Annotated in this window: 18 protein-coding genes and 1 riboswitch; of the genes, 8 read left to right on the top strand and 10 right to left on the bottom strand. The window is 67.3% G+C overall.

The genetic code is table 11. The annotated features are described in order from the left end of the window. Position 1 precedes the first annotated feature (1 nt). The 5 genes from ACIRGA_RS05865 to ACIRGA_RS05885 form a co-directional block, all read right to left on the bottom strand. Positions 2–1,279, bottom strand: coding sequence for an aminodeoxychorismate synthase component I (locus tag ACIRGA_RS05865; protein ID WP_400936998.1), 1,278 nt, complete (start codon positions 1,277–1,279; stop codon positions 2–4). 109 nt (positions 1,280–1,388) lie between these two features. Beyond that, the gene (locus ACIRGA_RS05870) at positions 1,389–2,003 is read right to left on the bottom strand and encodes a glycoside hydrolase family 25 protein (RefSeq protein WP_400937001.1); all 615 of its coding nucleotides are present in this window, start codon (positions 2,001–2,003) and stop codon (positions 1,389–1,391) included. A 92-nt stretch (positions 2,004–2,095) separates the two neighbouring features. Beyond that, entirely contained in the window at positions 2,096–2,860 is a 765-nt protein-coding gene (locus ACIRGA_RS05875; protein ID WP_400937004.1) for an ABC transporter permease, read from the bottom strand. After that, on the bottom strand, positions 2,850–3,860 hold the full coding sequence (locus ACIRGA_RS05880) for an ATP-binding cassette domain-containing protein (RefSeq protein ID WP_400937006.1): 1,011 nt from the start codon (positions 3,858–3,860) through the stop codon (positions 2,850–2,852). Before ACIRGA_RS05880 ends, ACIRGA_RS05875 begins: the two co-directional genes overlap by 11 nt. Positions 3,861–3,947: 87 nt before the next feature. Next, entirely contained in the window at positions 3,948–4,538 is a 591-nt protein-coding gene (locus tag ACIRGA_RS05885; RefSeq protein WP_400937009.1) for a PadR family transcriptional regulator, read from the bottom strand. A 62-nt stretch (positions 4,539–4,600) separates the two neighbouring features. Here ACIRGA_RS05885 and metG point away from each other — a divergent pair, with 62 nt between their 5' ends. The 3 genes from metG (at position 4,601) to ACIRGA_RS05900 (ending at position 9,031) form a co-directional block, all read left to right on the top strand. Continuing rightward, positions 4,601–6,394, top strand: a complete 1,794-nt coding sequence (gene metG, locus ACIRGA_RS05890) for a methionine--tRNA ligase (RefSeq protein WP_400937011.1) — start codon at positions 4,601–4,603, stop codon at positions 6,392–6,394. Positions 6,395–6,401: 7 nt separating this feature from the next. Then, a complete protein-coding gene (locus tag ACIRGA_RS05895; RefSeq protein WP_400937013.1) occupies positions 6,402–7,238 on the top strand; it encodes a TatD family hydrolase in 837 nt (278 codons plus the stop codon). Positions 7,239–7,651: 413 nt separating this feature from the next. Further along, positions 7,652–9,031, top strand: a complete 1,380-nt coding sequence (locus tag ACIRGA_RS05900; protein WP_400937363.1) for a transglycosylase family protein — start codon at positions 7,652–7,654, stop codon at positions 9,029–9,031. Between the two features lie 58 nt (positions 9,032–9,089). On the opposite strand, the gene ACIRGA_RS05905 is transcribed toward ACIRGA_RS05900, so the two are convergent. Together ACIRGA_RS05905 and ACIRGA_RS05910 are read right to left on the bottom strand one after the other, a co-directional pair. Beyond that, positions 9,090–10,109 carry a DUF222 domain-containing protein gene (locus ACIRGA_RS05905; protein ID WP_400937016.1) on the bottom strand — a complete coding sequence of 340 codons (1,020 nt, stop codon included), beginning with the start codon at positions 10,107–10,109 and terminating at the stop codon, positions 9,090–9,092. 146 nt (positions 10,110–10,255) lie between these two features. Then, positions 10,256–10,840 carry a GNAT family N-acetyltransferase gene (locus ACIRGA_RS05910; RefSeq protein ID WP_400937019.1) on the bottom strand — a complete coding sequence of 195 codons (585 nt, stop codon included), beginning with the start codon at positions 10,838–10,840 and terminating at the stop codon, positions 10,256–10,258. Positions 10,841–10,880: 40 nt separating this feature from the next. Between ACIRGA_RS05910 and rsmA the strand changes: the two genes are divergently transcribed. The 5 genes from rsmA to ACIRGA_RS05935 all read left to right on the top strand — a co-directional run bounded on the left by rsmA (position 10,881) and on the right by ACIRGA_RS05935 (position 17,950). Beyond that, on the top strand, positions 10,881–11,717 hold the full coding sequence (rsmA, locus tag ACIRGA_RS05915) for a 16S rRNA (adenine(1518)-N(6)/adenine(1519)-N(6))-dimethyltransferase RsmA (protein ID WP_400937022.1): 837 nt from the start codon (positions 10,881–10,883) through the stop codon (positions 11,715–11,717). A 247-nt stretch (positions 11,718–11,964) separates the two neighbouring features. Continuing rightward, positions 11,965–12,055, top strand: a riboswitch (SAM riboswitch). 213 nt (positions 12,056–12,268) lie between these two features. Continuing rightward, complete coding sequence (locus ACIRGA_RS05920; RefSeq protein ID WP_400937025.1) at positions 12,269–13,279, top strand: methionine ABC transporter ATP-binding protein; 1,011 nt, start codon at positions 12,269–12,271, stop codon at positions 13,277–13,279. A gap of 122 nt (positions 13,280–13,401) precedes the next feature. Next, complete coding sequence (locus ACIRGA_RS05925; RefSeq protein ID WP_360120181.1) at positions 13,402–14,367, top strand: 4-(cytidine 5'-diphospho)-2-C-methyl-D-erythritol kinase; 966 nt, start codon at positions 13,402–13,404, stop codon at positions 14,365–14,367. A 67-nt stretch (positions 14,368–14,434) separates the two neighbouring features. Beyond that, positions 14,435–16,207 (top strand): ATP-binding cassette domain-containing protein, encoded by a 1,773-nt coding sequence (locus tag ACIRGA_RS05930; RefSeq protein ID WP_400937029.1) that lies wholly within the window; start codon positions 14,435–14,437, stop codon positions 16,205–16,207. Between the two features lie 51 nt (positions 16,208–16,258). Next, entirely contained in the window at positions 16,259–17,950 is a 1,692-nt protein-coding gene (locus ACIRGA_RS05935; protein ID WP_400937031.1) for a fatty acyl-AMP ligase, read from the top strand. Between the two features lie 60 nt (positions 17,951–18,010). On the opposite strand, the gene ACIRGA_RS05940 is transcribed toward ACIRGA_RS05935, so the two are convergent. The 3 genes from ACIRGA_RS05940 to pth form a co-directional block, all read right to left on the bottom strand. Continuing rightward, a complete protein-coding gene (locus ACIRGA_RS05940; RefSeq protein ID WP_038508226.1) occupies positions 18,011–18,340 on the bottom strand; it encodes a DivIVA domain-containing protein in 330 nt (109 codons plus the stop codon). Beyond that, positions 18,340–18,699 carry a DivIVA domain-containing protein gene (locus ACIRGA_RS05945; RefSeq protein WP_400937034.1) on the bottom strand — a complete coding sequence of 120 codons (360 nt, stop codon included), beginning with the start codon at positions 18,697–18,699 and terminating at the stop codon, positions 18,340–18,342. Before ACIRGA_RS05945 ends, ACIRGA_RS05940 begins: the two co-directional genes overlap by 1 nt. A gap of 159 nt (positions 18,700–18,858) precedes the next feature. After that, the gene (gene pth / locus ACIRGA_RS05950) at positions 18,859–19,455 is read right to left on the bottom strand and encodes an aminoacyl-tRNA hydrolase (protein ID WP_400937037.1); all 597 of its coding nucleotides are present in this window, start codon (positions 19,453–19,455) and stop codon (positions 18,859–18,861) included. Positions 19,456–19,463: the final 8 nt, after the last annotated feature.

The following is a 19,463-nucleotide window of genomic DNA, read 5'->3' on the forward strand; positions in this document are numbered from 1 at the left end:
GTCAGCCGAGCAAGCGCTCCAGCGGAGCGGACTTGTGCAGGCATTCCTGCCATTCCGCTTCGCTGTCGGAGTCGGCGGTGATCCCGCCGCCGACTCCGAGCGCGATCGTGCCTTCGTGGATTTCGAAGGTTCTGATCGCGACGTTCAGTTCCACTCCGGCGATCGGCGAGGCGAGCCCGATCGCGCCGGTGTAGACACCGCGCGCGGTGGGCTCCAGCTCGGCGATCAGATCCAGCGCCCGGATCTTCGGCGCGCCCGTCACCGAACCCGGCGGGAACGTGGCCGCGAGCAACGCCGCGTCGTCGATCCCGTCGGCGAGCGATCCCTCCACAGTGGACTCGAGATGCCAGACCCCCGGGGCGGGCCGGACCGCGAGCAGTTCGGGGACACGCACACTGCCGGTGGCGCACACCCGGCCGAGATCGTTGCGGACGAGATCGGTGATCATCACGTTCTCGGCGACGTCCTTGGTGGATTCCCGAAGCCGTCGCGCGAGGTGTTCGTCCGCGGCGTTCCGCCGAGGCAGGGTGCCCTTGATCGGCGTCGACCGGACGTGTCGTCCATGCCTGGCAAGGAAAAGCTCAGGGGAGAACGACACGACCGAGCCCCAGTCGCCGGCGAGGAACGCCGCCCGGCGGGCTCCCAGGCGACGCACGCCTTCGGCGAACAGCGCGATCGGATCGCCCGTGAACCTTCCGCTGAAGCGGGCGCAGATGTTCGCCTGGAAAAGCTCGCCGGCTTCGATCGCGTGCACACACGCCTTGACGGCGTCGAAGTGCTCCGAAGGAAGCGGCCGTGACAACGGTCCGGAACTCCAGATCGTCGCCTCGGGAAGCTCGGCGAGCGCGGATTCCACCGCGGACACCTCGTCGACCGGATCCGGATCGCCGTCGGGAACCAGGGCTTCGAACCACCACGCCCCGTCCGCGTCCAGCCGGAGAACCCGGTCGACCCAGCCCCACGCGGCAGGCGGAAGCGCCCCGGAGCGGCCCGAGGGGTCGGTCAGGTCGTAACTCAGGTAGCCGAACCAGCCACCTCCGACCGTGCCGGGTGCCGCGTCGCGAACGTCAGGCATCCGGGTGGGGATCGCGAACGCTTCGGCCACGTCATGGACCGGAGTCAAGGAAGCGCTCAGCGCGATGACCGCACGCGACGAGAACCACTCTCCGCAAAGCGCGGCGGGCGGCGCGAGCCCGAGCTTCTCGGCGCGTACCCCGAGGACCGCCAGTGCCCGTTCGGGCCCGACGTCCGTCCGCAGCCTCCGGCACATCAACCGCACGCGACATTGTCGCCGTCAGAGTGGCCGGAAAGGCAACCCGCGCCCGCGGGAAAGTGAGATCCGCGACCACGTGGTGACGTCGTGCACATCCGTCGTCACGGAGTGAGCATTACAACAGCACGTCCGTGAGCTTGAAGGGATAGACCACGGCGTCCTGTGCGATCGGTCCGTCCACGCCGGGCAACCCGGTGCCGAATCCGTGCTGATGCAATCCCAGCCGCGAGTGGAACCATCCCGGCCTTCCCGGGATTTCGTTGTGCCTGACCAGCCACAACACCACTTCGCTGTCCGCCCACTTGTCCGGCCGCAAACGGTCCGTCCAGCAGTCGAGCCCCGCGTACACGAGGACCCGTTCGACGCGCGCCGCTTGCCTGACGTGTTTGATCCACGCCTTGATGAACCGGTCGTCGACGCTGGGCGCCTCCACTTCGAGCGCGGGCGCGAGCGAACCGGGTGCGAAGGCGCCGAGCGCGCTCGCCGTCCGCACGAAATGGTCGGCTTGGTCATGGACGGCGCCAGGGCGTGCGTAGTGCCGCGCGCCGGTGTGGATACCGGCGTGCTGCGCGCCGGCCAGATTGCGTTCCGCCGCGGCGTCCCGCCAGTTCGTGTTTTCGGTGACGGTGACCGACGCGAACCGGATGTCGGCGCCACGCACCGCCGCCCAATCCGTCACCACCTCACGGTGGGACAGGGTGACGCCGTGCTCACCTTCCGGATCTATCAAACCCACACACCTCGAATTTCGCCCCAGTACGACCGAAAGGTCACCTTACGTCCGCGGAGCGGCCGCAAGGTGACCTTTCGGTACAGCGTGTCTCAGGCGTTTTCGCGTTGGAACGTCCGCGAGCCCCACCAGATGGCCAGAACGGCCATGACCAGCACCACGACGCTCCCGGTGAACAGAGCGTCCATCGAGAAGTCGCCGCGGAAACTGTTCCGCTCGACGTCCACCACGTGCCGGAACGGATTGATCCGGGAAATCGTGTACAGCCAATCCGGCGCCGAGCCCGCGGTGATCGGGATCAAGATTCCGGAAAGCAGCAGCAGCGGCATGAGAACCGCGTTGAGCAAAGCCGGGAAGGCGTCTTCGCTCTTGAGGGTCAGCGCCAGCGCGTACGAGCACGACGCCAACGTGACCGACAGGAGGAAGACGATCAACAGGCTGAGCACGACACCGCCGAACGGCGCGTTCAGATCGAAGACCAGATACGCCAGCGCGATGATGAGCAAGGCCTGGACGACGGTCTGCAACGCGTTGGCGAGCACCTTGCCCAGCAGCAACGCCACCCGGCTCACCGGGGTGACCCGCATCCGTTCGACCACGCCCGAGCGGAACTCCGCGAGGAGCCCGAACCCGACGAACGAGCTGCCGAACAACGCGAGCTGCGCGATGATCGCCGGCGTGAAGATCATCCATCCGTCCACATCGGACAGGCCCTGTGCGTTGAGCGCCTTCACCAGAAGCGGTCCGAAGAAGAACAAATAGAGGAGCGGCTGCATGATGCCGATGACGAGCCACGTCGGGTTGCGCAACGCCGCGAGCATGTCGCGGCGGAAGATCAACCAGGTGTCATGCAACATGCGTGGCCTCCTTCTCCGCCGCGTCGTCGATCGGCGCGCCTTCTTCGGCGTCGCGCAGGCTCCGGCCCGTCAGGGTCAGGAACACGTCGTCGAGCGTCGGCCGGTGCACCTGCATGGACGCCATCGCGATGCCGCGCGCGTCGAGCGCCCGCAGCAGTTCCGGCATCGCGGTGTCCCCACGTGGCACGCGGAAACGCACGGTGCCGTCGGTGACGGTCATTTCGTGCACCCCTTCGAGGCGGCCCGCGACCTCCGCGGTCTCCGCCGCCGATTCCGGTGAGACCCCGATGACGACACTGTCGCCGGAAACCCTCGCTTTCAACGAGTCCGGTGTGCCTTCGGCGACGATCTTCCCGTCGTCGATGACGATCAGCCGGTCGGAGAGCGCGTCGGCCTCGTCGAGGTAGTGCGTGGTCAGGAAGACCGTGACTCCCTGCTCGTCGCGCAGCCTGCGGATGTGGTCCCACAGGTTCGCCCGGCTCTGCGGGTCGAGCCCCGTCGACGGTTCGTCCAGGAAGACGAGCCCGGGCGAGTGGATCAGCCCGAGCGCGATGTCGAGCCGCCGGCGCTGCCCGCCCGACAGCGTCGCGGTCGTCCGCTGGTCGAGCCCGGCCAGGTCCAGTTGCTCGGCGAGGACGGCACCGCGCGCGAGCGCGTCCTCCTTGCTCATCCGGTACAGCCTGCCCTGGAACTCGATCTCCTCGACGACCTTGCTCGCCGGCGCCGTGCCGCCGCCCTGGGCGACGTAGCCGATTCGCCGGCGCACCCCCAGTGGGTCGGCGAGCAGATCGCAGCCGCCGACCGTCGCCTCACCGGCGGTGGGCTTGAGCAGCGTCGTCAGCATGCGCAGGGTCGTGGTCTTCCCCGCGCCGTTCGGTCCGAGGAAGCCGACCAGTTCCCCGGCCGACACGTCGAGATCGACGCCTTTGACGGCGTGGACCTCGCCCCCATTGCGGCCCTTGCGGCGGAAGCGCCGCTCAAGGCCGCGTGCCTTGATCATGTCTACTCCTTTCGAAGCGCAGCTAGTCAAGTTTGACTAGTGGCTGGACGCACTGTGCCCTAGGAGTCGTTCCGTGGTCAAATTTGATTACTTGGGCGGCGCGCCGAATACGGCTTCGTCGCCCTCGCCCGCCATCACGTACTCGCCGGCTTCAAGACGGCCGATCAAATCCCGCATCCAGGTCACGTTCGCTTCCGCGTGCACGCTCCACAGGCGGTACAGCTCGCTCACGTGGGGAGGCTTCCCCAGGTCGACGGCGTGTTCACGGGCGTAATGGGTCGACTGGGCGTGCGCTTCCATATTCGCCAGCTGCTGTTTCAGCAAAGCCAGCACCTGCGCGCGGGGCAGCGTCGGCATAAAGGTGACGGCCGCCGAAAGCGAGTACCCCGTGGCGTCGTCGCTCGACAGCGCCCTGCCGAGCTGCACGAGGAACTCGGTCTCGCCGTCTTCGGTCAGCCTGTACGCGATCCTGTCGGGCCCACCGCCCGCTTCGACGTCCTCGACCTGTTCCAGAAGACCTTCGGTGGTCATCTTCTTCAGCGCGTGATAGATCGAACCCGGCTGGACGTTGCCCCACTTGTCGGCCGCCCACGAGAGAAGCTCGCGCCGGACCTGATAGCCGTGTGCCTTCCCGTACATGCGCACGACACCCAGCACCAGCAGACGCGTGGCGGACACCGAGGCCTCCGATCCTCTCCCGGACAACAATGCCTTAGACGACGTCCGTAGGCTAAACAAGCATGAGCACCCCAGTGTTGACTGCGGTGGCCTGGCCCTACGCCAACGGCCCCCGCCACATCGGCCACGTGTCCGGATTCGGCGTCCCGTCCGACGTCTTCTCCCGCTACCAGCGAATGGCCGGCAACCGGGTGCTCATGGTGTCCGGTACCGACGAACACGGCACCCCGATCACCGTCCAGGCCGACAAGGAAGGTCTGACCTCCCAGCAGACGGCCGACAAGTACACCCGCCAGATCGGCCAGGACCTGCAGGGGCTCGGCCTCACCTACGACCTGTTCACCCGCACCACCACCGGTAACCACGCCGAGGTCACGCAGCAGATCTTCCTCGCGCTGCACCGCAACGGTTACGTCGTCCCCAAGACGACCCGTGGCGCGATCAGCCCCTCGACCGGCCGCACCCTTCCTGACCGGTACATCGAAGGCACCTGCCCGATCTGCGGCTACGACGGCGCGCGCGGTGACCAGTGCGACAACTGCGGGAATCAGCTCGACGCGGCCGAGCTGATCAACCCGAAGTCCCGGATCAACGGTGAAACGCCGAAGTTCGTCGAGACCGAGCACTACTTCCTCGACCTGACCGCGTTCGTCGAAACCCTGGGCAAGTGGCTGTCCAGCAAGACCGACTGGCGCCCGAACGTCCTCAACTTCACGAAGAACCTGATCGACGACATGCGGCCGCGGCCGATCACCCGCGATCTCGACTGGGGCGTGAAGATCCCGCTGGACGGCTGGCGCGACCAGCCGCTCAAGCGCTTCTACGTCTGGTTCGACGCGGTCATCGGCTATTTCTCGGCGAGCGTCGAGTGGGCGCGCCGAACCGGCAACCCGGACGCCTGGCAGGAGTGGTGGAGCAACCCGGACGCCCGCTCCTACTACTTCATGGGCAAGGACAACATCACCTTTCACGCCCAGATCTGGCCTGCGCTGCTCTTCGGCCACAACGGCGAGGGCGACCGAGGCGGCGTGCCCGGCAAGTACGGCAAGCTGCACCTGCCCGACGAGATCGTTTCCAGCGAGTTCCTCACGATGAGCGGCTCGAAGTTCTCGACCTCGCGCGGCACGGTGATCTACGTCCACGACTTCCTGCGCGACTTCGGCCCGGACACGCTGCGGTACTTCATCTCCGTCGCGGGTCCCGAGACCCAGGACACCGACTTCACCTGGGACGAGTTCGTTCGCCGGACCAACTTCGAGCTGGCCAACGAGTGGGGCAACCTCGTCAACCGGTCGATCTCGATGGCGCATAAGAACGTCGGGGCCATCCCGCGTCCCGACGCCCCCACGGCCGCCGACGAGGAGCTCAAGGAGCTCTCCCGCAAGGCGTTCGACACCGCCGGTGCCCACCTGCAGCGGTCGCGGTTCAAGGCGGCGGCGAGCGAGGCCATGCGCGTCGTCACCGCCGCCAACCGGTACCTCTCGGACCAGGAGCCGTGGAAGCTCAAGGACGACCCCGCGCGGCGCGACAGTGTTCTGCACACCGCACTGCAGGTCGTCTCCGATGCCAACACGCTGCTGACCCCCTTCCTGCCCCACTCGGCGCAGAAGGTGCACGAGGCCCTCGGCGGCACCGGCGTCTGGGCGGCCCAGCCGGAGCTTCAGGAAGTCGAGGACCTCGACATCCCCGGCCGGATCAACCCCATCATCACCGGGGACTACAAGGCCGAGCAGGCGCGCTGGAAGTCCGTGCCGATCGAGGTCGGCAAGCCGCTGGAGAAGCCGACCCCGCTGTTCGCCAAGCTGGACCCGGAACTCGGCGAGACCGGTCCCGAATGGGCGCCGATCTCGAAATGAGCAACTGATGGGTGCGGAGAAGAAGGAGCCGCCGCCGATCCCGGACAGGTTGCCGGTTTCGGTGGTGGACGCCCATACCCACCTCGACGCGTGCGGCGCGGTCACCGCGGCTGATGTGACAGCCATGGTCGATCGCGCCGAACGCGCCGGTGTGTCACGGGTGATCACCGTCGCGGACGATCTGGCGGCTGCTCGCTGGGCCGCGCAAGCGTCTACTTGGGACCCTCGGGTCTGGGCCGCCGTCGCGATCCATCCCACGCGCACCAAGGAGTTCGGCGAGGCCGAGAAGTCCGAAGTGGAGAGTCTCGCGAAAGAGTCCCGAGTGGTCGCGGTCGGCGAGACCGGCCTCGACTACTACTGGGACTATTCGCCCCACGACGCCCAACAGGACGCCTTCCGGTGGCATATCGATCTCGCCAAGCGCATCGGCAAGCCGCTGATGATCCATGATCGAGACGCCCACGACGACGTCCTCCGGATCCTCGAGGAAGAGGGCGCGCCCGAGCAGGTCGTCTTCCACTGTTTCTCGGGGGACGAGCACATCGCGCGCCGGTGCGTCGACGCGGGATATGTCCTCTCGTTCGCGGGAACGGTCAGTTTCCGCAACGCCCGCGGACTCCACGAGGCGGCGCGAATCGTTCCGGCGGACCAGTACCTCGTCGAAACGGACGCTCCGTTCCTGACCCCGCATCCGTTCCGTGGCCGGCCGAACGAGCCCTACTGCGCCGCCTACACGGTTCGGCACCTCGCCTCCTTCAGAGGCGAGGCGGTGCACGAGGTGGCCGAATCGGTGCGAAAGACCGCTGAGCGGGTCTTCCGTTTGCCGACAGTCACCTCCGGTTGAACGGATTGCGACATTAGTGATCAACAATGCTCCACTCTGATGAGTGACCAACGTCACGACACTCCGGGCGGTGTTTGCGCAACCCGGCGAGGTTCGTTACTGTCCCGTGATCGTGCCGGTCGGTACCCGCTCATGCGGTTTCCGGCTGATACGCCCACAGTCACGTCAGTGCACGTCGGGGAAGCGGAACCAGGAGCGGTACGGCCTGGAACCGTGACGATGGCGCTGGCTGCGGGTGTCGGACTTCTAGAGGTGTGCCGAAGTGCGCATCGAGACGAAGGACGTAGTGGAGTGGTTGTCGAGCTCCTCGACGTCTTGGGAAAGGGAACGACCCAGTGACTGGTAGCAGTAGGCAGGATGGCTCGCGCCTCGGCGCAGAGACGAACACCTTCGCTTCCTCCGGTTCGGTTGCCGTGCTCGACCGCGACACTCAGTACGGCGAGCTGGACTACTCCGACGATCCGCGCATCACGCATCAGGACGTCCTGGCCGCGCTCGGCCCCGACGCCGACACCCTGATGGCGGAGATCGACGTCGACGTCGACGAGCTGATCCGCCTGATCAGCGCCGAGACCACCATGCTCCCGCCGATCGTCATTCCGGACGAAATGGCCGAAGACCGCACCGCGGGCGCGCCGATGAAGGCCGCGACCAAGGACGAGGTCATTTCGAGCGCGACCCGTGTTTGGAAGAAGCGGTTCCTCAAGGGGACCGTCATGGCGGTACTGCTCACCCTCGGTGGTGGCGGCGCGGCCGCGATGGCGATGAACAAGAGCGTCACGCTCGACATCGACGGCAAGCAGCAGACCGTCCACAGCTTCGGCGACACCGTCGGTGAGGTCCTCGAAGACGCCGGTCTTTCAGTCGGCGCGCACGACTCGCTCTCGCCCTCGCCTCAGGCCGAGGTCGGCGACGGCGGCGTCATCAAGCTGGAGCGCGGCCGCAAGCTGAACCTGATCGTCGACGGCGCACCCCAGCAGGAGTCCTGGGTCCGCGCGACCAACCTCGGCGAGGCGTTGAACCAGCTCGGTCGCGCCGACCTCGCCAAGGCCGGCACCTGGACTTCGCTCCCGCAGAACGGTGAGCTGCCGCTCGAGGGCGCCACCGTCGAGGTCAAGACCCTCAAGAACGTCACGGTCTACGACGGCGCGAACGAACCGCGAAAGGTTCAGACCAACTCGGTGACCACCCAGGAATTCCTCGGTGAGCTCCGGATGACCCTCGGCCCGGACGACGAGGCCGTCGGCGGCCTCGACGTCAAGCTGGTCGACGGCGCCGAGGTCCACATCAGCCGGACCGGCGTCACCATGGTCAAGCAGAACGAGGAAATCGCGCCGCCCGAGCAGAGGGTCGACGACCCGGAGCTCGAAAAGGGCAAGACCAAGGTCGAGGACCCGGGCACCCCAGGGCAGAAGACCGTGACCTACAAGGTCACCAAGCGCAACGGTAAAGAGGTCGGCCGCGAGAAGGTCTCGGAAGAGGTCATCACCGAGGCCAAGCCCAAGATCGTCAAGGTCGGTACCAAGAAGCCCGCCGATCCGGTCATCGGAGACGCCGGCGCCTGGGACCGCATCGCGCAGTGCGAGTCGACCGGTAACTGGGCCGCCAACACCGGTAACGGCTACTACGGTGGCCTGCAGTTCAACAAGAGCACCTGGGACGCTTACGGTGGCGACCAGTACGCCGCGTACCCGCACCAGGCCAGCAAGGCCCAGCAGATCGCTGTCGCCGAGAAGGTCCGCGACGCGCGTGGTGGCTACAGCGCTTGGCCGCACTGCGGCAAGAAGGCCTGACGCCAGATCATTCTCCTTTCCTGAAGGTCACCATGTGGGTTTGCCCGCAAGGTGGCCTTCAGGCCGTTAGAGGCTTCTGAGGTTGTGTCGCGTTTCCGGATCTCGGTCTCGAGAGTCGTGCCCACCAACGAGGGGGACGTATGTGGGCGACATTCCGGGAGCCTTCAGCCGCAGTGCCCTCTCGAACGCCTCCGCCGCGATGAGGGCCTTGGCGGCCCTGTGGTCGCGCCTGGGTGGACGTGGGACGGCTCGCGGGTCCCTCGCCGGGCTCTGCGGGCTGAGGCTGTTCAGGGGCCCGTTCCGAGGTCTGCCGGGGCATGGGGATGTCGGGGCCGGCCTCCGCGAGATCGACGATCTCCGCGAACGCGTCGCCGCGTCTCTCGGCCGGTGCACGGTCATCGGCTTCTCCGCCGGGGGCTGGATAGGCCCGCGGCACCAGGAGCGCGTTCAGGCGGGCGCCTGTCTCGGGGTCGAGGTCGCCGCGCATGTCCCAACGGCCGGTTCGTTTCTGGCGCAACCAGAATTGGCTTCGCTGATGGTTCGGAGCGGGGTCGTCTTTGGGGTTTCCGTCAGGGTTCAGTTGTGCGAGCAGATCTGTGCCCGCCACCGTGACGTCGCGCGGTCTCGCGACGCAGGCGAGCTCGACCAAGCCCTTCTCGGCCTCGAGCCGTGCGCTCGCGGTGACGTGCTCGGGCAGCTTCTTCATGACCGTGACGATCCGGTCGATACTGGCCTCGGCCAGCGCGCCGGTGGTGGCCGAGGTACCGGTCAGGGGCGCGACGGGGTCGATCGACGTGCCGTCGCGCGCCCGTCTCGAATTGAGCGCCAGCGCTCTGCCGGTCACTCTCTGAGCCTCTGCTCGAGGTACCCGGGCCACATGCTCGTAGAAGACGGCGATCGAGTTGTGTCCGTAGAGATCACGGACACCACGTGACTCGATCTCGGCCAGGATCTGGCCGACTTCGGCGACAAGACGTCGCCCTTCGCGTAGCCGCGTCTGCAACTCGTCGAGAAGCAGTTCGGCGTCACCTTCCGGCAGATTGAGCGGGAAGGCCTTGGGAATGTTTGTGCTGGTCATCCCTCGATTGTCGAGGCATATTCGAACGAATGCACGGTATCGATCGGGTGGATGATCATTACGCTCCGGCTGCGCGAACCTGCGCCCATCACCCTTGAGTGGGATGCGTGTCGCTTCGGAAAAGCCATCCGGATGGTGGGGCCGGATCAGGCCTGCCCATGGCTCGGGCGACGCATCTGGTCCCACTCCTCACGGAGCACCCCGTAGACGACGGCGTCGTGCACTCCGCCGGGCCAGCGTCGAGCGCGTCGGAACCGGCCTTCTTCGACGAACCCCAGCCGCCGCCCGACGGCGATCATCCCGGGGTTCCCCGAGAACGTGGCGAAGTCCAGGCGGAGGGTGTCGGTGCGGGCGAACAGGTAGGTCGTCCACATACGCATGGCGTCGGTGCCGTACCCGCCGCCCCAATAACGTTCGTCGTAGATGACCAGCCCCATCCGCCGCCAGTCGGTCTGCCTGCTTTCCCAGTACCAGCTGACCCTGCCGATCAGCCTGTCGTCCCTCAGGTCGCATACGGCGAGGCTGGTGCGGGGATCGGGTGGCTCGGCCTTGATGGTGGTGAGTTCGCGTGCCGTCGAGTCGGCGGCCGCCGCGGTCGGGGTACCGAAGTAGGGACCGTTCGTTTCGTGCCAAGGCCGTGTGGGATCGAGCAGATCGCGAAGAGGTCGGAGGTCGCTCGGCCTCCAGTCGCGCAGCCGGACTTTCCCGCCTTCGAGTACGACGTCGTCCACCGGCCAATCGTGGCCTGCCGGGGCTGGTTACGATCGTCGGGTGACTGAACTGCTCGGTCCTGCGGAGATCAGGGCGCTGGCGGCCGAGCTGGACGTACGTCCGACCAAGAAGCTCGGCCAGAACTTCGTGCACGATCCCAACACGGTGCGACGCATCGTCGACCTTTCGGGGGTCGGCGAAGGCGACATCGTGCTGGAGGTCGGGCCGGGCCTCGGCTCGTTGACGCTCGGGCTGCTCGCGACCGGCGCCGAGGTCGTCGCGGTCGAAATCGATCCCGTGCTGGCCGGGCGATTGCCGAACACCGTGGCCGAACGGGGCGGGGCCGAACGACTGACGGTCGTCGGCGCGGACGCGTTGCGGATCACCGCGGACGACCTGCCCGCGCGGCCGACGGCGCTCGTCGCGAATCTGCCGTACAACGTCGCCGTTCCCGTCGTGCTCCACCTGCTCGCCGAGCTGTCGTCGCTGACCAGTGGCCTTGTGATGGTCCAGACTGAGGTCGCGGACCGGATGGCGGCCGGCCCGGGGAGCCGGACTTATGGCGTGCCAAGCGTCAAGCTCGCTTGGTACGGAAAGACGCGCAAGGTCGCCGCGGTGCCTCGCGCGGTGTTCTGGCCGGTTCCGAACGTGGACTCCGCGCTTGTCGCCTTCGAACGGGGTGATGTGGTGTCGTCCGTGGACAGGGAAAGACTGTTCGCGGTGGTCGACGCCGCCTTCTCCCAGCGGCGGAAGACTTTGCGAGCCGCGCTGGCGTCATGGGCCGGTTCCGCCGAACGCGCGGGGGAACTGCTCGAGAAGGCGGGTATCGATCCCAAGACCCGCGGTGAGCAATTGGATGTTCATCAGTTCGCGCGGATCGCCGCGGCCGCCGGCTGATCGCCTGCCGCAAGTGTGACCGGCGCCGCGCGGACGCGGGCTGGGCCAGGTCAGCACAAGTGCGTAAGCCTTCTTCTGGATCTGTATGAGCCACCGTTGTCTTAGCAGGTAGCGCGCCTGACGGAAGCCGGCGCCGCCGATCACTGTTCCAATATATGGACAGCGGATCCTGTATAATGGACGCGACCAGACGTGTGATCTGCGCCTACGCGCTTGCTTTCATCTAGTGGGATCGGTTTTACTCAGTGGGCCATCCCGAGCGACTGAGAGACCTGGCTCGCCGAAGTCGCAGCAACCACCCTCCACAGGGCAGGTGCTACCGCCAGGACCGATGGAGGCTGTGTCTAATGAACAGGGTCACCCACCCGCTCCTGCTGACCAGGCGACGTGTCGTCGATGAAGGTCGCCGCACGGTAAGTGCGTGTCGACGCTCCACCGTTACTGCCTGAGTCCTTCTCCCTTACCTCTGAAATCCGTCCCTTCTCGGACGGTTACTCGGTGACGGTCGGCGCGCTCGAAAGAAGCAGCGCCCCATTCGCATGGAGCCTTTCGTGATCACTGTCGAAAACCTGTCCAAATCCTTTCCCCTCAACGGAAATCCCGTCGTCGCACTGCGCGATGTAAGCGTGGACATCCAAGCGGGCTCGCTGTTCGGGGTCGTCGGCCCGGCCGGCTCCGGCAAGTCGACCCTCGCCCGTTGCATCGGCCTTCAGGAGCGTCCCGACCGCGGTGTCGTCCGGCTCGACGGCCTCAACACCGGAACCCTCGACGGACGCCGTCTGCGCGAAATCCGTCGGCAGGTCGGCGTCGTGAGCACCAAACCGGAATTGCTCGCCGAGCGCACCATCGCCGGCAACATCGCTTCGCCGCTCGAGCAGCTCGGCCTCGACGGACCGCAGCGTCGCAACCGGGTCGGCAACCTGCTCGACCTGGTCGGGCTCACCCCCCGTGCGGGGCAGCGGCCGGGCGAGCTGTCCGAAGGGCAGCTGCGCCGAGTGGCCATCGCCAAGGCGCTGGCCGCCGGGCCGTCCGTGCTCTTGGCCGACGACCCGACCGCGGGTGTGCAGTCCGAGGAGTCCGGCGCGGTCTTGACCGTGCTCGACCGGGCGCGCGCCGAGCTCGGAGTCACCGTGCTGCTCACCACTCCCGACGCCGGCGTGGTTCGCCGGGTCTGCGACGACGTCGCGGTCCTGGAGGCCGGGGCGATCATCGAACGTGGGACCGTGCTCGACCTCGTCTCGGACCCGAACAGCCGGACCGCGCAGGCGCTCCTCCCCGCGATCGAGACCGGGCGGGCGCAGGCTTCGAAGTACGACCGCGCGGTGGACGTCGTGCTCGTCGGCTTCGCCTCGGTCGGTGCGCTGCTCCCGGAAGCCGCCGGTCGCTTCGACGTCGAACTCGCCACGATCGGTGGCGGTCTGACCCGGATCGGCGACACGCCGGTCGGCCGGTTCCGTCTCGGTGTGCGCGGTGAGCGCGCGGACGCCGCGCTCGCCTGGATCGCCGAACGCGGCGGCCACGTGACCCACCCGGTCCGCGGACCGCAGGGCGTCGCCGCCTGATTCCTCCACGAACGGGCCGCCCAGGACGAATTCAGTCCGGGGCGGCCCGTTCGTGTCCGACTCGTCCTGTTCTCTTTTCTCCTGGTGACGGCGCAAGTGGAGCGGCCACGTAGGCTTGACAGGTGCTCGCCGTCGTACCGCCCCCAGTGACCGTCAGGGTTCCCGCAAAGGTCAACTTGCACCTGTCGGTCGGTGACGTACGCCCGGATGGCTACCACGAGCTGGTGACCGTGTTCCAGGCGCTTTCCTTGACCGACGAGGTGACCGTCGCGGTCACCGAGGACCCGGGCGTCGAGGTCTACGGGGAAGGCGAAGGTTCCGTACCGACAGGGGCCAACAACCTCGCTTGGAAGGCTGCGCAGGCGTTGGCGGCCCACGTCGGCAAGGCGGACGGCGAGTCCAAGGTCAGGGTGGTGCTGCGCAAAGGCATCCCCGTAGCGGGTGGGATGGCCGGTGGCAGTGCCGACGCGGCCGCGACCCTTGTCGGTCTCGCGTCGCTTTGGAAGCTCGACATCTCCCGAGACGAGCTGGCTGGTATCGCCGCGAAGCTCGGCAGCGATGTCCCGTTCGCGCTCTACGGCGGGACGGCGTTGGGCACCGGCCGAGGTGAGCAACTGGTGCCGGTCTTGTCGCGGCACACCTTCCACTGGGTCCTGGCCTTCGACCAGCGTGGTCTTTCGACTCCCAGGGTGTTCGGCGAACTGGACAGGTTGCGTGAAGAGGGCAGCCCGCCGCGAATCGGTTCGCACACTCCGGTGGTCGAGGCGTTGGCGTCCGGCGACCCGCGGCAGCTGGCGCTGCTTCTCGGCAACGACTTGCAGGCGGCCGCTGTCTCGTTGCGTCCGGGACTGCGCCGCACATTGCGGGCGGGGGTCAACGCGGGCGCGCTCGCCGGCACCGTCTCCGGATCCGGCCCGACCTGTGCCTTTCTCTGTGCGGATGCCCAATCGGCCGTCGAGGTCGCCGCGGAGCTGTCCGGTGCGGGTGTCTGCCGCACGGTGCGCGTCGCACACGGGCCGGTGCCCGGAGCCCGGCTGGTAGGGGGCGACGACGCGCCACGGCCGTCACCGCCGCGGGTGCACGCCTGAGGGTGTCCGAAATGGACACCGACTAATTCGTTGTGGTGCGAGCTTTTTGGAAAGGATCGGCTGAGGCATGGCCAACTTGGTCAACCTGGAGTCGGTGAGCAAGTCCTTCGGGGTGCGCCCGCTGCTCGACGGTGTTTCGCTCGGTGTGGCGGAGGGGCAGCGTATCGGTGTCGTCGGTCTCAACGGGGGTGGGAAGACGACGCTGCTGGAGGTTCTCGCTGGGATCAGCGAGCCGGACACAGGACGCGTCAGTCAGGTCCGCGGCTTGCGGATGGCCGTGGTCACCCAGCGGACCGAACTCCCCGAGGGCAGCACGGTCGGGGATGTCGTGCTGGAGCGCTACGGTGCCGAGCACGAGTGGGCCGCCGACGCGCGAGTCCGGTCCATTATGGATGGTCTGGGGATCACCGCTCTCGGCGTCGAGAAGGAAACGGCGAACCTGTCCGGTGGCGAACGCCGCCGGGTGGCGCTGGCGGCCGCTCTCACCGGTGAACTGGACCTCGTGGTCCTCGACGAACCGACCAACCACCTGGACGTCGAAGGGGTGCGCTGGCTTGCGGATCACCTGCTGAACCGCAAGATCGCGGTCGTGGTCGTCACTCACGACCGGTGGTTCCTCGACACGGTCGCGAGCCTGACCTGGGAGGTCACCAACGGTCGCGTCGAGCAGTACGAAGGCGGGTACGCGGACTGGATCTTCGCGCGGGCCGAACGGGCGCGGCTGGCGGCGACGGCCGAGGAAAAGCGGCAGAACCTGGCGCGTAAAGAGCTCGCGTGGCTGCGTCGCGGCCCGCAGGCCAGGACCTCGAAGCCGCGCTATCGCGTAGAGGCGGCGGAGGCGCTGATCTCCGACGTGCCGGAGCCGCGTGATTCGGTCGAGCTGCAGGCGTTCGCGCGTCGACGGCTGGGGAAGACCGTGCTGGAGATCGAGGACGCCACGTTGACCGTCGGCGACCGCACTCTGCTCGATCACGTCACGTGGCGGATCGGGCCCGGCGATCGGATCGGTCTGGTCGGCGTCAACGGGTCGGGCAAAACGACGCTCCTCAAGCTGCTCGGAGGCGACACGGAGCCCGAGACTGGGCGACGCATCCAGGGCAAGACGGTCAGCCTCGCGCATCTACGGCAGGAGCTCGACGACCTGCCGGGTGATCTGCGCGTGTTGCAGGCGATCGAAGAGGTCTCCGGCCGGGTCGTGTTCGGCAAGCAGGAGCTCACCGCTTCGCAGCTTGCCGAGAAGCTGGGGTTCCCCGCGTCGAGGCAGTGGACGCCGGTCGAAGACCTTTCCGGTGGCGAACGGCGCCGCCTGCAGATGTGCCGGCTCCTGATGGCCGAGCCCAACGTGCTGCTGCTCGACGAGCCGACGAACGATCTCGACATCGACACCTTGCAGCAGCTCGAAGATCTGCTGGATTCTTGGCCGGGCAGTCTCGTCGTCGTCTCGCACGACCGGTACCTCGTGGAACGCGTCTGCGACACGATCGTCGCCTTGTTCGGCGACGGGCAGGTGACCCACTTGCCGGGCGGGATCGAGGAGTACCTGGACCGGCGCGTCAAGAGCCTCGAAAAGGCCGGCGGGGACCGGAAGGCGGGCAATACGCAGGCCTCCGCGCCCAAGAAGAGCGCCGCGGAACAACGCGCGGCGCAGAAGGAGCTGTCCCGTCTCGAACGCAAGCTCGACCAGCTCCACGCGAAGGAAGAGAAGCTGCATGCGGCGCTGCTCGCCGCGGCGACCGACCCGACGAAGCTCATCGAGCTGAACACTGAATTGAAAGCCGTCGAAACGGAGAAGGAGGAGGTCGAGGCACAGTGGCTCGAGACCTCCGAAGCGATCGAATGAGTTCACTCGACGGCGAGCGGGTCTTCCAGCGCGGACAGTAGTGTGACGCGCATGAGTCGGTTCGTGGACACGCTCGTCGCCACCGCGGCGGGGCGAGGTCAGCAGCGGGGAATGGTCACTGGGGAGCCCAAGGAGCCGGTTCGGCGTACCTGGGCCGAGATCCACGAGCAGGCCAAGCGGGTCGCCGGGGGCTTGGTGACGGCTGGGCTGGAGCCCGGCAAAGCGGTCGCGGTATTGGCGGCGGCGCCGTCGCTGATCGCGCCGACGGTTCAGGCGGTATGGCTCGCCGGCGGCAGCGTGACGATGCTGCACCAGCCCACGCAGCGCACCGACCTCGCCGAATGGGCCGAGGACACCGTTCGTGTGCTGCGGATGATCGGATCCGGCCTCGTTCTGCTCGGTGAGCCGTTCGACCAGCTGGCGCCGGTGCTCACCGAGCACGGCATCGCCTTCCAGGTCATCACCGAACTGCTCGAGGCAGAGCCGCTGGCGGAGCCGGTGTCGACGGCCGAATCGGACACGGCGCTCCTGCAGCTGACCAGTGGGTCGACAGCCGACCCGAAGGCGGTCCGGATCACCTACGGAAACCTGTATTCGAACGTCAAGGCGATGGTCGAACGCGCCGAGTTCGATTTCGACGTCGACGTAATGGTTTCGTGGCTGCCCACCTTCCACGACATGGGGATGGTCGGCTTCCTGACGGTCCCGATGACGTTTGGCGTCGAACTCGTCAAGATCACGCCGCTCGAGTTCCTGTCGGGGCCGTTGATCTGGCCGCAGCTGATCAGCAAATACAACGGCACGACCACGGCCGCGCCGAACTTCGCGTACGCGATCGTGGGCAGGCGGATGGCCCGTGTCGAGGACGACGACGCGTACGACCTCTCGAAGCTTCGGATCGCGCTGAACGGCGCCGAGCCGATCGACGAAACGGCTGTGCGGACGTTCGTCGATGCCGGGGCACGCTTCAAGATGCCCGCCGAATGCGTCTTCCCGGCATACGGCATGGCGGAGGCGACTCTCGCGGTTTCGTTCGCGCCGTTGTTCACAGGCTTGACGCTCGACGTCGTCGAAGCCGACGCGCTCGAGGCGGACAACCGCGCGGTGCCGGTCCCCGAGGGCGACCCGCGTCGCGGGACCGACGAGGTCCGGTCCTTCGCGGTGCTCGGGCCGCCGCTCGACGGGCTCGAAGCCGAGATCGTCGACGACAAAGGCACCGTGCTCGGAGAACGCGAGGTCGGGGAGATCCGCCTGCGTGGCGAGGCCGTGACGCCGGGGTACCTGACCATGGAAGGTCCGCTCGCGACACAGGACGAGGACGGCTGGCTGCTCACCGGCGACCTCGGTTACCTGGTCGACGGCATGATCGTGATCTGCGGCCGCCGCAAGGACGTCATCATCATGGGCGGCCGGAACCTGTATCCGACCGACATCGAACGGGCGGCGACCTCGGTCGAAGGGGTGCGGGCGGGGAACGCCGTGGCCGTGCGGCTCGACGCCGGCAGCCGGCGGGAGCGGTTCGCCGTCGTCGTCGAATCGAAACTCGCCGGGGACCCGGAAACCGAGAAGGCGCTGGCGAAGGAGGTCGCGGCCAAGGTACGCGGTGCCGTCGACATGCGGCCCTTCGCCGTTGTGGTGCTCCCGGCAGGAAGCCTGCCCAAGACGCCCTCGGGCAAGGTGAAGCGGGCAGCGACAGCCGTCCAGTTCGCGGACAAGATCGCCAAGAACGCGGCGACCAGCTGACACGAAAGGGCCGGGCCCGCGAGTATCGCGGCCCGGCCCTTTCGCTGCACCTCCCGTTGGTCAGCGGCGTCGCCACAGTGGCTTGCGGTTGTGGGTGTGTTCCAGGGCGGGCGCTATGTAGTAGCCGGAGGACTGGGACAGTCCGGCCAGCGTGCCCTCGACGTCTCGCAGGAACGCGTCGACGGCTGCCGGGTCGTAGCCTCGTTTCGACAGTGGCGCCTTGGCGAACGCCACGTTGTGGACGTCCGAAACCGACAGGTCGTCGTCGCCGTCGAGAGTCGCCGCGACCCGTTCGAGGAAGGCGTCGACCGCGGGTTCGTGATAGCCACGGGCACCGATCGGCGCCCTGTCGAACTGCCGGGTTCTGGCCTCGAACGCGGTGACGGGCACTAGCGCTCCCGCAGGGACTCGACGGCACCGCGGTCCGGGACGGCGCGCTCGGCGGTCGCCTCGTCCGCTTCGCGGGCGCCGGGCACGCCGAGTGCGTGCTGGCCGGTCCGGTGGGCGAGTTGCCCCTCGACCTTGTCGAGGAAATCGTCGACTTCGCGTTCGTCGTAGCCGCGCTTTCCGATCAACGGACGCGAGAACATGACGTGGTGGACCTCGGCGGCCGTCAGGTCGTCCCGGTCCGAGATCGTGTCGGCGATCCGTTCCAGGAACGCGTCGACCTCGTGTTTGGCGTATCCGCGCCGCCCGATCGGGGCGTTCGGGAAAGTGGCGCCGGTGATGTCTTCGGCCGTAAACGACATGAAACTCTCTCCGGTTTCGGTGGGGAATGCGATCTCCGCATTCCGTCCTAACGGGTTTGAGAGTTCCCCGGAAGAGTTCGCGCTATTCCACGACTCGATCAGGGGCGTGGTGAAACGCCTTCGAGTGACGAGGTGTAACGCACCGCCATGTGAGCGGGTTCACCCAGCGTGGAAGGTGTTCTGGGCCGCCGCGAGGCCGGTGCTGATAAGCGCTTCAACAGCGTCGGCGCAACGATCGATCTCGAAAGCGAGCTCTTTGCGTTCGACCGTCGAGAAGTCTTTCAGCACGAAATCGGCCGGATCCTGCCGCCCTGGCGGGCGGCCTACACCGAAACGGACACGGTAGTAGTCCTTCGTGCCCAGGGACTTGGTGATCGAGCGGAGACCGTTGTGGCCGTTGTCGCCACCGCCCAGCTTCATCTTGATCGCGCCGAAGTCGACGTCCAGCTCGTCGTGGACGACCACGACACCGGCCGGGGGGATCTTGTAGAACCGGGCCGCGCCCACGACCGGGCCGCCCGAGAGGTTCATGTACGAACGCGGCTTGGCCAGGACCACGCGCCGCCCCGCCAGCCTGCCTTCGAGGATTTCGGCGCCGCTCTTGTGGGCTTTGAACTTGCCGCCGACGCGGCCGGCCAGTTCGTCGAGCACCATGAAGCCGACGTTGTGCCTGTTGCCCGCGTATTGAGGGCCGGGATTGCCGAGGCCGGCGAGCAGGATCTGCTCGCCGGCCCCGGGAAGTACTGCTTCGGTCACACCGGTGA

This window comes from Amycolatopsis sp. NPDC102389 (genome assembly GCF_044765885.1).
In the GTDB taxonomy this organism is placed as follows: Bacteria; Actinomycetota; Actinomycetes; order Mycobacteriales; family Pseudonocardiaceae; genus Amycolatopsis.